The 12,510-nt window shown below is 49.8% G+C and carries 13 protein-coding genes; 11 read left to right on the top strand and 2 right to left on the bottom strand.

All coding sequences use genetic code 11. The annotated features are described in order from the left end of the window. Positions 1 to 6: 6 nt before the first annotated feature. Genes BN3003_RS09065 through BN3003_RS09050 form a run of 4 tightly spaced genes read left to right on the top strand, consistent with a single transcriptional unit; the run spans position 7 to position 3,802 of the window. On the top strand, positions 7 to 1,002 hold the full coding sequence (locus BN3003_RS09065; RefSeq protein ID WP_058356342.1) for a sulfonate ABC transporter substrate-binding protein: 996 nt from the start codon (positions 7 to 9) through the stop codon (positions 1,000 to 1,002). A 37-nt stretch (positions 1,003 to 1,039) separates the two neighbouring features. Then, positions 1,040 to 2,188, top strand: a complete 1,149-nt coding sequence (gene ssuD, locus BN3003_RS09060) for an FMNH2-dependent alkanesulfonate monooxygenase (RefSeq protein ID WP_058356341.1) — start codon at positions 1,040 to 1,042, stop codon at positions 2,186 to 2,188. Positions 2,189 to 2,198: 10 nt separating this feature from the next. Beyond that, on the top strand, positions 2,199 to 3,056 hold the full coding sequence (locus BN3003_RS09055; RefSeq protein WP_058356340.1) for an ABC transporter permease subunit: 858 nt from the start codon (positions 2,199 to 2,201) through the stop codon (positions 3,054 to 3,056). Further along, entirely contained in the window at positions 3,053 to 3,802 is a 750-nt protein-coding gene (locus tag BN3003_RS09050; protein WP_058356339.1) for an ATP-binding cassette domain-containing protein, read from the top strand. The genes BN3003_RS09055 and BN3003_RS09050 overlap by 4 nt, the downstream gene beginning before the upstream one ends. A gap of 298 nt (positions 3,803 to 4,100) precedes the next feature. Here the strand turns inward: BN3003_RS09050 and BN3003_RS09045 are convergent, their stop codons facing one another. Both BN3003_RS09045 and aroA read right to left on the bottom strand, forming a co-directional pair. Next, positions 4,101 to 4,496 (bottom strand): GFA family protein, encoded by a 396-nt coding sequence (locus tag BN3003_RS09045; RefSeq protein ID WP_058356338.1) that lies wholly within the window; start codon positions 4,494 to 4,496, stop codon positions 4,101 to 4,103. Positions 4,497 to 4,556: 60 nt separating this feature from the next. Next, positions 4,557 to 5,849, bottom strand: coding sequence for a 3-phosphoshikimate 1-carboxyvinyltransferase (aroA, locus tag BN3003_RS09040; RefSeq protein WP_058356337.1), 1,293 nt, complete (start codon positions 5,847 to 5,849; stop codon positions 4,557 to 4,559). A 178-nt stretch (positions 5,850 to 6,027) separates the two neighbouring features. Between aroA and cmk the strand changes: the two genes are divergently transcribed. The 7 genes from cmk (at position 6,028) to pilW (ending at position 12,510) form a co-directional block, all read left to right on the top strand. Further along, positions 6,028 to 6,678 carry a (d)CMP kinase gene (gene cmk, locus BN3003_RS09035; RefSeq protein ID WP_058356336.1) on the top strand — a complete coding sequence of 217 codons (651 nt, stop codon included), beginning with the start codon at positions 6,028 to 6,030 and terminating at the stop codon, positions 6,676 to 6,678. 161 nt (positions 6,679 to 6,839) lie between these two features. Next, on the top strand, positions 6,840 to 8,522 hold the full coding sequence (gene rpsA, locus BN3003_RS09030) for a 30S ribosomal protein S1 (protein ID WP_058356335.1): 1,683 nt from the start codon (positions 6,840 to 6,842) through the stop codon (positions 8,520 to 8,522). An 11-nt stretch (positions 8,523 to 8,533) separates the two neighbouring features. Next, a complete protein-coding gene (locus BN3003_RS09025) occupies positions 8,534 to 8,848 on the top strand; it encodes an integration host factor subunit beta (RefSeq protein ID WP_058356334.1) in 315 nt (104 codons plus the stop codon). A gap of 84 nt (positions 8,849 to 8,932) precedes the next feature. Continuing rightward, entirely contained in the window at positions 8,933 to 10,084 is a 1,152-nt protein-coding gene (gene zapE / locus BN3003_RS09020) for a cell division protein ZapE (RefSeq protein WP_058356333.1), read from the top strand. Between the two features lie 89 nt (positions 10,085 to 10,173). Further along, positions 10,174 to 10,599, top strand: a complete 426-nt coding sequence (gene ndk / locus BN3003_RS09015; protein ID WP_058356332.1) for a nucleoside-diphosphate kinase — start codon at positions 10,174 to 10,176, stop codon at positions 10,597 to 10,599. 52 nt (positions 10,600 to 10,651) lie between these two features. Next, positions 10,652 to 11,749, top strand: a complete 1,098-nt coding sequence (gene rlmN, locus BN3003_RS09010) for a dual-specificity RNA methyltransferase RlmN (protein ID WP_058356331.1) — start codon at positions 10,652 to 10,654, stop codon at positions 11,747 to 11,749. Next, a complete protein-coding gene (gene pilW, locus BN3003_RS09005; protein ID WP_058356330.1) occupies positions 11,746 to 12,510 on the top strand; it encodes a type IV pilus biogenesis/stability protein PilW in 765 nt (254 codons plus the stop codon). Before rlmN ends, pilW begins: the two co-directional genes overlap by 4 nt.

Below are 12,510 nucleotides of genomic sequence, written 5' to 3'. Positions count from 1 at the left end.
ATGAGCATGAACATTGCAAATTTATTACGCCCAGCAGCTTTAACCCTCAGCATCACCCTCGCGCTGACCGCTTGCGCCGACAACAACAGCGTCGGCAAAACCACCGCTGCGACGAAGCCCAACAATGCGCTGTCTGAAATTCGCATTGGCCACCAAAAATCCGGCTCTTTGGTGTTTTTGAAAGACCAAAAATTCTTGGAACAAGCGTTGGCGCCGCAAAAAATCAGCGTCAAATGGGTGGAGTTTCCATCTGGCCCGCCGATGTTAGAAGCCTTGAATACCGGCAATTTGGATTTTGCCACCACCGGCGAAGCGCCACCGGTGTTTGCCCAAGCCGCCAGCTCAGGCTTGGTGTATGTGGCGCATGAAACCGCTTCGCCCAATTCGGAAGGCCTGTTGTTGCCGAAAAATTCCACCATTACCGACCCAAAACAATTGAAAGGCAAACGCATCGCCGTGACCAAAGGCTCAAGCGCGCATTACACCTTGGTGCAAGCCTTGAAGAAATACGGCATTGCTTACAGCGACATCCAGCCGATTTATTTGCAGCCATCGGATGCACGCGCCGCGTTTGAACAAGGCAATGTCGATGCGTGGGTGGTGTGGGAGCCTTATCGCGCCGCCGCCGAGAAGCAATTGGGCGCCCGCACCTTGTTCAATACCGAGGGTTTGAAACCCAGCTATTCGTTTTATTTGGCGCGCAAAGAATTTGCGGCTGAGCATCCTGAGTTGATTCAAACCGTGGTGGCGCAAGTGAATCGCGCCGACGAGGCCATCAAGGCCGATTTGGACGGTTTTGGCAAAATCACCGCCAAGTTGATAGGTCTGCCCGAAGACATAGCCATCGAAGGCGTGAAGCGGCGCGAATACGGTGCCAGTTACATCACGCCAGCGGTGGTGGCCGAACAGCAAAAAGTGGCGGATGCGTTTTACGAATTGAAGCTGATACCGAAACACGTACAAGTACAAGACATAGTGTGGCAAGCGCCTCCGAAAAAATAAAACACGCAAATACAACAAGCAAATTAAGGACGAAATCATGGCTTTGAACATTTTTTGGTTTTTACCAACACAAGGCGAATCACGCTATTTGGGCAGTAGCAAAGGCGCTCGCGTGGTTGACCACGACTATTTGGCACAAATTGCCACCGCTGCCGACCGCTTGGGTTATGGGGGGGTGCTCATCCCTACAGGCCGCTCTTGCGATGATGCGGCTTTGGTGGCGGCCTCATTGATTCCGTTGACCCAACGCTTGAAATTCTTGGTGGCGATACGCCCGAGCGTGGTGTCGCCTACGGTGGCGGCGCGTCAAGCGGCGACCTTAGACCGCTTGTCCAATGGCCGTGCCTTGTTCAATTTGGTCACGGGCGGCAAGCCGGACGAGTTGGCAGCAGAAGGCGTGTATCTAAACCACGAAGACCGCTATGCCGCAGCCGATGAGTTCACCCAAGTATGGACGCGTTTGCTCGAAGGCGAAGAAGTGACGTTGCATGGCCAACACATCCACGTTGACAAGGCGCGTTTGGACTATCTGCCTTTGCAACAACCGCGTCCACCTTTGTATTTTGGCGGTTCATCCGCGCCCGCGCACAGGCTTGCCGGTGAGCAAGTGGATTTGTACCTGACTTGGGGCGAACCGCCGCAAGCGGTGAAGGAAAAACTCGCCGATGTACAGGCCGAGGCTGCCAAACATGGGCGCAAACTGCGTTTTGGTATCCGTTTGCATGTGATTGTGCGCGAAACCAATGAGGCAGCATGGGCGGCGGCCAATGAGTTAATCCAATATGTCGATGACGACACCATTGCCCAAGCCTTGGAAGCGTTCAAAAGCCACGACTCAGTCGGACAACAGCGCATGACGGCTTTGCACGGCGGCGACCGCAGCAAATTGGAAGTGAGCCCGAATCTGTGGGCAGGCGTGGGTTTAACCCGTGGTGGTGCCGGTACGGCTTTGGTCGGTGACCCTGCAACGGTGGCAGCACGTATTCAAGAATATGCCGATTTGGGCATAGACACATTCATCTTCTCGGGCTATCCGCATTTGGAAGAGGCTTACCGCGTGGCGGAATTGGTGTTTCCATTATTGGATGTGGCCAAAACCGAGATACCGCAGCGCCATCAACAAGAGGCTGTTGGCGATGTGGTGGCGCACAGCTACCGCGCCAAGCGCCTCGTCAGCGCCAGTTAAGGAGATTGTCATGGCTGAAACCAAACACAATGTTTTGACCGGTGTGCGCACCGAACACAAGCGGCCTGTAAACCTATTGAAGCAGCGTGGTGTGCAAGCCATCTTGCCGTGGCTATTGCCCACTGTATTACTGTTGGTGTGGCAAGCGGTCTCGACGTGGCAGTTGTTGCCTGAACAATACTTGCGCAATATTTCCTCACCGTGGGCAGTGGTGCAAGCGGGTTGGGGCTTGTTGGCCTCGGGCGAATTGTGGGGGCATTTGGGCATCAGTGCCGCCCGTGCCGGTGCGGGTTTGCTGTTCGGAGGGCTTATTGGTTTGAGCTTGGGCGTGGCCACTGGCTTGTCGCCGCTGCTGCGCACCTTATTGGACACCACTTTGCAAATGCTACGCAATATCCCCCATCTGGCCTTAATCCCCTTGGTGATTTTGTGGTTTGGCATAGACGAAACCGCCAAAGTGTTTTTGGTGGCTTTGGGCACGTTTTTCCCGATTTACCTGAACACCTTTCATGGCATCCGCAATGTTGATGCGTCGTTGATAGAAATGGCGCAAAGCTATGGTTTAAGCGGTTGGCGCTTGTTTAAAGAGGTGATTTTGCCTGGTGCATTGCCGAGTGTGTTGGTGGGTTTGCGTTTTTCACTCGGCATCATGTGGCTGACCTTAATCGTGGCGGAAACCATCTCGGCTTCCAGCGGCATCGGTTATTTGGCCATGCACGCGCGTGAATTCTTTCAGGCCGATGTGATTATCTTCACCATTTTGGTGTACGCGGCCTTGGGTTTTGTGGCCGATTGGATTGCCCGAGTATTGGAGCAACGCTTATTGCGGTGGAACCCCGCTTACAGCAGCAAAGGAGTGTCGAAATGAGCACACAACAAGCTTACCCACTGCGTTTGGTCAATGTGCACAAGGCATTTGGCCCGCGCCACATCATTCAAGGCATCCATTTGGACATTGCTGCCGGCGAATTTGTCGCCATCGTTGGCCGCAGTGGCTGCGGCAAATCGACCCTGTTGCGCTTGTTGGCGCAATTGGACGAAGTAAGCGAAGGGCAAATTGTGTCGTTTGAACACAGCGACGTCGAACGCCAAGCGGCCACGCGCTTGATGTTCCAAGATGCGCGTTTGTTGCCGTGGAAGAGTGTGTTGGAAAACGTCGGCTTGGGTTTGGATGGTGATTGGAAGCCGCGTGCCTACAAGGCTTTGGCCGATGTTGGCTTGGCCGAACGCGCCCACGATTGGCCTAGCAGTTTGTCTGGCGGTCAAAAACAGCGCGTGGCCTTGGCGCGCGCCTTAATCCACCAACCGAAAGTGTTGTTATTGGATGAGCCTTTGGGCGCTTTGGATGCCTTAACCCGCTTGGAAATGCAGCAATTGATTACCAAACTGTGGCAGCAATACGGCTTTACCGTGGTGCTGGTCACGCACGACATCAACGAAGCGGTGTTGACGGCCGAGCGAGTGGTGTTGATAGAGCAAGGCCATGTCGATTTGGACATTCCCATCCGTTTGCCTTATCCGCGCACGCAATTGACCGAAGTCGCCCACATCGAGCAGCGCATCTTGGACCGCATTTTGAACTTGCCCAAATACGAAGTGGAATACGCAATTTGAGTGTTTGAGGGTGTAATAAGCGGCCTGTAAACCTTACAGGCCGCTTTTATTGATGGCTGAACTGGCCTGTGTTTAAACAAACTTGTGTCTGCATTCAATACCGCTAAGGTGGGTGTTGGTGATGTTTGCTTGGCATTGAAAATGGCTGCGTTGGTTTTAAAGTAGGGTGCCGTATGTGAGAACCTGCAATGTGTTGCTGCACAACAATGCGGTAAGAACCCATTAAAAAGCGGCCTGTAAACAGTTACAGGCCGCTTTTTAATGCATGAGCATCAAGCACATATTCAACAAATGGTGTTTACAAACCCTCAGGGTATTTGGGGGCGATGTCGTTGATGCTTAACCACGGCACACGGTAGGAGTAGAAAATGTGTTGAGCCGGTTTGATGTTGACGCTGTCGTCCAAGCTGCCAATGCGCACGCGGTATTGTTGCAAGGCCGGGCGGAAGCTGAACACTGGCGAGCCGCAGTTGCCACAAAAATTGCGTTCTACGCCAGGGCTGGATTCGTATTGTTTGAGCACGCCTTGCTCGTCTTCCACCTGCATGAATTCGGCCGCCACTGGCGTGACCGCATTAAAGGCCGAGCCACTGGCTTTTTGGCAATTGTGGCAATGGCACAAGGTGATGTCATCGAGTTGTTCCAGATTGATGGTGTATTTCACCGCACCGCACAAGCAACTTCCGTGGAACATGGTTCACCCCTTAAGCAATGTGAATATTACGGCCTTGATTTTAATGCAGCATGGTGACAATTAAACGCACAATTTGGCGAATTCTTTAAAATAAGTCGGAAATGTCTTATTCACACACTCAGGTTCGATGATGATGATGGGCGTGTCCAGTAAAGCGATTAAGGAGAAACACATGGCCATGCGGTGGTCATCGTAAGTGTCGATGCGCACATTCGGTTTGAGTGGCGCTTGCGCATGGATGCTGATGTAGTCTTGGCCTTCGGTCACGAGTACGCCCAATTTGCGCAATTCTGTGGTCATGGCGCTTAAACGGTCGGTTTCTTTGACGCGCCAGCTTTCGATGTTGCGTATGCTGCAAGGCTGGCCTGAAGCGACGGCAACGATGGCCAAAGTCATGGCCGCATCGGGGATGTGGTTGGCATCGAAATCAAATGCTTGAATCGCTTGTTTGGCGTCGCGCCACACGGTGATGCTGTTGTCGCCATAGCTGACTTGGGCGCCACATTGCACCAATGCGTCCACAAAAGCCACATCGCCTTGGATGCTGTTTTTTCCCACACCTTCAACGGTGATTTTCTGACCTGAAATCAAGCCAGCGGCCAAGAAATACGAGGCGCTGGAGGCATCGCCTTCCACATGCAAAGTCGCCGGTGCGTGGTAAACCACGCCTGCAGGCAGATGGAATACTTGGTGGTTTTCATGCGCCACTTGCACGCCAAATTGCGCCATCAGTTTTAAGGTGATGTCGATGTAAGGCTTGGAAATCAATTCGCCCACCACTTCGATGTCGTAAGCATTGCCGGTAAGCGGCAAAGCCATTAACAAGGCGGTTAAGAATTGGCTGGAGACATTGCCTTTGACTTGAACACGGCGCACGCCATTGTCTTGCCACGGGGCGATTTGTAAGGGCGGATAGCCGCTGTTTTGTTCGTAGCTGATGTCGGCACCGGCCAAACGCAAGGCATCGACCAAATCGCCTATCGGACGCTCGTGCATGCGCGCCACGCCAGACAAGTGGTAATGGCCTTGCATCACCGCCAAAGCGGCGGTCAAAGGGCGAAACGCCGTACCAGCATTGCCCAAGAACAATTTGGCTTCGGTAGTAGGAAAGCGGCCTGTAACCCCTTGGACTTGATGCGTGCCCGCTTGCGGAGAGCTGATGGCAACACCCAATACCTGCAAGGCTTCGAGCATGCGTTGGGTGTCGTCTGAATCCAAAACATCGTGCAACACGCACACATTGTCTGCTAAGGCCGCCAGTAATAAGGTGCGGTTGGAAATGCTTTTGGAGCCGGGCAAACGCACGCGGCTGGCTTGGATGGTGCTTGCGGGTAAGAAAATAAAATCTTTCATCATCAACTCAATTGAAATAAAGCGGCTTGTAAATAAATCTGCCTAGAGTGTAAACAAGTTCCGCTGTTCCTGAAAGGGCGATAGCAGCCAGTCTGTGCGCGCTTGTATTGATGGTTTACAGGACGCCTATGAAATAAGTGGATTATAATCACGCTTTTTGCAGTTTTAAGGACGCAAGATGACAGCGGTGATTGCAATAGATGGCCCCAGCGCTTCGGGCAAAGGCACGGTAGCGGCGCGCGTGGCCGCAGCCTTGGACATGGATTATTTGGATTCCGGTGCTTTGTACCGTTTGACCGCCTTGGCCGCACAACAACAAAGCGTGGCTTGGGATGATGAGGCAGCAGTGGCCGCCATTGCGGCGCAATTGCCAGTGGAATTTGTGGCTGGGCAGATTTTATTGCAGGGCGAAGACGTGAGCGTGCGCATCCGCCAAGAAGAAATCGGCATGGGCGCGTCACAAGTAGCGAAGTGGCCAGCGGTGCGTGCGGCCTTATTGCAGCGCCAGCGTGACTTTGCTCGCAACAAAGGCTTGGTGGCCGATGGTCGCGACATGGGCAGTGTGGTGTTTCCCGATGCCAAATTGAAAGTGTTCTTAACCGCCACTGCCGAAGAGCGTGCCCGTCGCCGTGCTTTGCAATTGCATATTGATTTGGATTCAGAGGCTTATGCGGCGATTGTTGCCGACATCAAACAGCGCGATTTGAACGATACGCAGCGTGCTGTCGCCCCATTAAAACAGTTGCCAGACGCGCATTTGCTCGATACCACCGAGTTAAGCATTGAAAATGCGGTAAAAAAAGTTTTGGATTGGTATCGACAAAGCTGATTTTCAGATATAATCGGCAATTCCATTTTTTAATTCAATTGTTTGAATTGAAAAATGCATTATGTTGTAACAATATGAATTGTATCGTTTACTTGGCCAGGGCAAGTAGACTGTGATTAATCAGACCCCCGCACACCTTGGCGGTGTATTTGTGAGAATTTATGAGTATGGAAAATTTTGCCCAACTGCTTGAAGAAAGCTTTGCATTACAGGAAATGGGCGTAGGTGAAGTAATCACCGCTGAAGTCGTTGCCATTGACGGTAACTTCGTGACTGTGAATGCCGGCCTGAAATCAGAATCTTTGATTGATGTGAACGAATTCAAGAACAGCCAAGGTGAAGTTGAAGTCAAAGTTGGCGATTTCGTAACTGTGACCATCGAATCTGTTGAAAACGGTTTCGGTGAAACCAAATTGTCACGTGAAAAAGCCAAACGTGCTGCTGATTGGGTTGCTTTGGAAGAAGCAATGGAAAATGGCGACATCTTGTCTGGCGTGATCAACGGTAAAGTCAAAGGTGGCTTGACTGTGATGATCAACAGCATCCGTGCATTCTTGCCAGGTTCTTTGGTTGATACCCGTCCTGTAAAAGACACCACTCCTTACGAAGGTAAAGAGATCGAGTTCAAAGTCATCAAATTGGACAAAAAACGCAACAACGTTGTGGTTTCTCGCCGTGCGGTGTTGGAAGCAACTTTGGGTGAAGAACGCAAAGCATTGTTGGAAAACTTGCAAGAAGGTTCTATCATCAAAGGTATCGTTAAAAACATTACCGATTACGGTGCATTCGTTGACTTGGGCGGCATCGATGGCTTGTTGCACATCACCGACTTGGCATGGCGCCGTGTGAAACACCCTTCAGAAGTTTTGGAAGTGGGTCAAGAAGTCGAAGCCAAAGTATTGAAATTCGATCAAGAGAAGAGCCGTGTGTCTTTGGGCTTGAAACAATTGGGCGAAGATCCATGGGATGGCTTGGCTCGTCGTTACCCACAAGGTACTCGCTTGTTCGGTAAAGTGACCAACTTGACCGATTACGGTTCATTCGTTGAAATCGAACAAGGCATCGAAGGTTTGGTTCACGTGTCTGAAATGGACTGGACTAACAAAAACGTACACCCAAGCAAAGTGGTTCAATTGGGCGACGAAGTAGAAGTGATGATCTTGGACATCGACGAAGACCGTCGTCGCATCTCTTTGGGCATGAAACAATGCATGCCTAATCCTTGGGATGAGTTTGCTGCAAACTTCCAAAAAGGCGACAAATTGTCTGGCGCAATCAAATCTATCACCGATTTCGGTGTGTTTGTAGGTTTGGCTGGCGGCATCGATGGTTTGGTTCACTTGTCTGATTTGTCTTGGTCTGAACAAGGCGAAGAAGCGGTTCGCAAATACAAAAAAGGCGACGAAGTTGAAGCCGTTGTATTGGCAATCGACGTTGAAAAAGAACGCATTTCATTGGGCATCAAACAATTGGAAGGCGATCCATTCAACAACTACTTGGCCATGAACGACAAAGGTGCTTTGGTTAAAGGTTCTGTGAAATCTTTGGACGCTAAAGGCGCTGTGATCGACTTGGGTAATGATGTAGAAGGTTACTTGCGTGCTTCTGAAGTTTCACGCGATCGCGTTGAAGACATTCGCAACCACTTGAAAGAGGGTGACGAAGTTGAAGCGGTTATCGTGAACGTAGACCGCAAAAACCGCAACATCAACTTGTCTATCAAAGCCAAAGACGCCAAAGACGAATCTGAAGCGTTGAAATCTGTTGCTGGCAACAGCGCCAATGCCGGTACTACCAGCTTGGGCGACTTGTTGAAAGCCAAATTATCTGGTGAGCAAGAGTAAGAGGCAAGTGCATGACCAAATCTGAGTTGATGTTACGCTTGGCAGAGCTAGTTGCTGCCCAAAAGGGGACTCAATTGGTCGCCAAAGATGTGGAGCACAGTGTTAAGGTGTTAGTTGACACCATGACACGTTCATTGGCCAAAGGCCAACGCATCGAGATTCGCGGCTTCGGTAGTTTCGATTTGAACCACCGCCCAGCGCGCGTTGGTCGTAACCCTAAAACGGGCGATAAAGTGGAAGTACCTGAAAAATATGTACCTCACTTTAAACCAGGTAAAGAGTTGCGCGAGCGTGTTGATCAAGCTTTGCAAAATGTAGCTGACTGAGTCAGTATCCATAAAAGCACCGCAAACTTGCGGTGCTTTTTTTTTGCAGGGTACAATCTAGGCAATTTATTGAAAACACATGTTATGACCCAAACCCAAACTCCTTCTTCATTTGCGCCACCTCCATTTCAAGGTGAGCGGCCTGTAACGTGGTATGCGCAGGCGAAACAAGCGCCTGGTTTCATTGCGGACCCTGCTCAAGAACTTGCCATTGGTTATTTAGACCGCTTGTGGGGCGAATTGATGGCGTTTAAGCAAAAGCGCAATCGGTTTTTGGGACGCAGCATCCGTTCACCTCAATCGCCGAAAGGCTTGTATTTGTGGGGCGGTGTGGGTCGTGGCAAAAGCTTTTTGATGGATGCGTTTTACGGTTGCTTGCCGTACAAACGCAAGCGCCGTGTGCATTTTCATGCGTTTATGGCGGAGATACACCAGCGCTTGACCGCCTTGAAGTCAGAAGAAAATCCTGTCGACATGGTGGCGGCCGAGTTGGCGCGCGAAGTGCGGGTATTGTGTTTTGATGAATTTCACGTCAGTGACATTGCCGATGCGATGATATTGGGGCGTTTGTTGGAAGGCTTGTTCAGCCGTGGTGTGGTGATGGTGGCCACTTCCAATTACGAACCGAAAAACCTGTATTTTGAAGGCCAAAACCGCAGCAGTTTCTTGCCGACCATTGCTTTAATCGAAAACAATTTGCAGGTGTTGAATGTGGATGGTGGTGAAGACCACCGTCTGCGCACCTTAACGCAAGCACCAGTATTTCTGGTGCCGAACAATGCTGAGCATGAGCAACAGCTGGCAGACTTGTTTGACAAGATGACTTCGGGTCAAGAGCGCTTAGTCAATGAGATTACGGTGTGGGACAGGCCATTACAGGCCAAGGCGCACACGTCACGGGCGATTTGGTTTGAATTTGAAACCTTGTGTTTCGGGCCGCGCTCACAAGCCGATTATCTGTATTTGGCACAGCATTACCAAATGGTGTTTGTGTCGAACATCACTCAGCTGTCGGCCTTGCAACGCAATGAGGCCAGACGTTTGACTTGGCTCATCGATGTGTTTTACGACTACCGTGTCAAGCTGTGCGCTACATCGCAAGTTGAAGCTGCCGATATTTATGTGGAAGGCTCGTTTGCGGAAGAATTCAAGCGCACTGTCAGTCGAATGGTGGAAATGGAATCCACTTCTTATTTGTCTTTACCCCACTTGAGCTTGGGTAATAACAAAAATTGACACACAACATAAGCAAAATGCCTACAGCAAGTGCTTAAACCTTGCTAAAATAGCGGATTGCTTGGAAAATTTTTTACGGAGCTTTAAACATGGCAATTGAAAAAACAATCTCTATCATCAAACCTGATGCTGTTGCAAAAAACGTTATCGGTGAAATCTACTCACGTTTTGAAAAAGCAGGTTTGAAAATCGTTGCAGCAAAAATGAAACAATTGAGCAAAGAAGATGCTGAAGGTTTCTATGCAGTTCACAAAGAACGTCCTTTCTTCGGTGATTTGGTGGCATTCATGACTTCTGGTCCTGTAATGATCCAAGTTTTGGAAGGCGAAAACGCTGTATTGAAAAACCGCGAATTGATGGGTGCTACCAACCCTAAAGAAGCTGCTGCTGGCACCATCCGTGCTGACTTCGCTGAATCTATCGATGCCAATGCGGTACACGGTTCAGACAGCTTGGAAAATGCTGCGATTGAAATCGCTTACTTCTTCAAACCTGAAGATGTTGTTTCACGTTAATTTGTAAGTATGTGCCGTTTGTGTATGCATACAAGCGGCCTGAAATGAAGTTATGACCACCAATTTATTGAATTATGATTTGCCTCAACTCACCGCCCATTTTGAAGAAATGGGTGAGAAACCATTTCGCGCCAAACAAGTGATGCGGTGGATGCACCAAAGCGGTGCGTCATCGTTTGACGACATGACCGACTTGGCCAAATCGTTGCGGGCGAAACTCAATGATCAAGCACAATTGGTGGTGCCTGAATTGATGACATCGCAGCATTCCAAAGACGGAACCCGCAAATGGTTGCTGGATGTGGGCACCGGTAACGGTGTCGAAACCGTGTTTATCCCCGAAGCGGAACGCGGTACTTTGTGTATTTCTTCTCAAGTTGGTTGTGCCTTGGAATGCACGTTCTGTTCTACCGGCCGCCAAGGCTTTAATCGCAATTTGTCCACGGCCGAGATCATCGGTCAATTGTGGTGGGCAAACAAAGCCATGGGCGTGACGCCGAAAAACGAACGGGTGATTTCCAATGTGGTGATGATGGGCATGGGTGAGCCTTTGGCCAATTTTGACAATATGGTCACTGCCCTCAATATCATGCTTGATGATCATGGTTATGGTCTGTCGCGCCGCCGTGTAACCGTTTCAACTTCCGGCATGGTGCCGCAGATGGACCGGTTGAAAGAAGTGGCACCAGTGGCCTTAGCTGTGTCTTTACATGCTTCTAATGACCGCATCCGCGATGAAATCGTGCCGCTGAATAAAAAATATCCATTGAAAGAATTGATGGCGGCGTGCCAACGCTATTTGGTGAAAGCGCCGCGCGACTTTGTCACGTTTGAATATGTGATGCTCAATGGTGTGAATGACCATCCACAACACGCACGTGAGTTGGTGGAGTTGGTCAAAGATGTGCCATGTAAATTCAATTTGATTCCATTCAATCCATTTCCTAACTCAGGATATGAGCGTTCTACTAACGCGCGCATCAATGTGTTCAAAGATATTTTGATGCAAGCGGGATTTATTGTTACTGTACGCAAAACACGTGGTGACGACATCGATGCCGCATGTGGACAATTGGCTGGCCAAGTGCAAGACAAAACCAAACGCCAAGCCAAATGGGAACAAATTTATTTGGAGAAGGGACAGTCATGAAGGTAAAAATTGTTTCAATCTTGACCATGGGTGTGCTGCTCTTATCTGCATGTTCTTCTGATAAGCTGAAAGAGCCGACTCGGGCCGAAAAAGCAGAGAGTTTATCGCGAATAAAGACCCAATTGGCCATTGAGTACATGAATGCTCAAGATTATCGCGCAGCGATTGAAGCAATTGAACAAGCCTTGGCTACCGATGGTAGAAATCTAAATGCTTGGCTGACCCGAGCGGAAATTTACCATTATTTGAAAATGACTAATAAGGCTGAAGAAAGTTATCAACGTGCCTTGTCCATCAACCCGCAAAGTGCCGAGGTCAATAACAATTATGGCTGGTATTTGTGCAATTCACTAGGACGGGTGTCTGAGTCTTTAGGGCGTTTTGACATTGCCTTGAGTGATCCGACTTATCCCAGCCCTTTTGTCGCGTATTACAACAAAGGCATTTGTACGGCAAGATTGGGTCAGTACTCTCAAGGTGAGGCCTTGCTAAAGCAAGCGATTGCGGCCAATCCACAATTTGTTGCAGCCAATAAAGAATTGGCGCGTTTGAAAATGAATGAAGGGCAAGCCTCTTCAGCAGACAGCTATTTTAGAATTTACCAAAGCCAAGTGAATCAATTGTCGGCAGACGATTTATTGTTGGGTTGGCAAATTTCACAACGCATGGGGCAAATGCAAGCAGCCGCAGAATATGAAATGCAATTGCGTGCGAATTTCCCGTATTCCGAAGAACTTAAACAAATGACCACAGGACACTAA

Origin of the sequence: Vitreoscilla massiliensis (assembly GCF_001457815.1) — a bacterium.
GTDB classification, from domain to species: Bacteria; Pseudomonadota; Gammaproteobacteria; order Burkholderiales; family Neisseriaceae; genus Vitreoscilla; species Vitreoscilla massiliensis.
The sequence above is the reverse complement of the archived record's forward strand: the minus strand, read 5'-3'. Positions and strand labels throughout refer to the sequence as shown.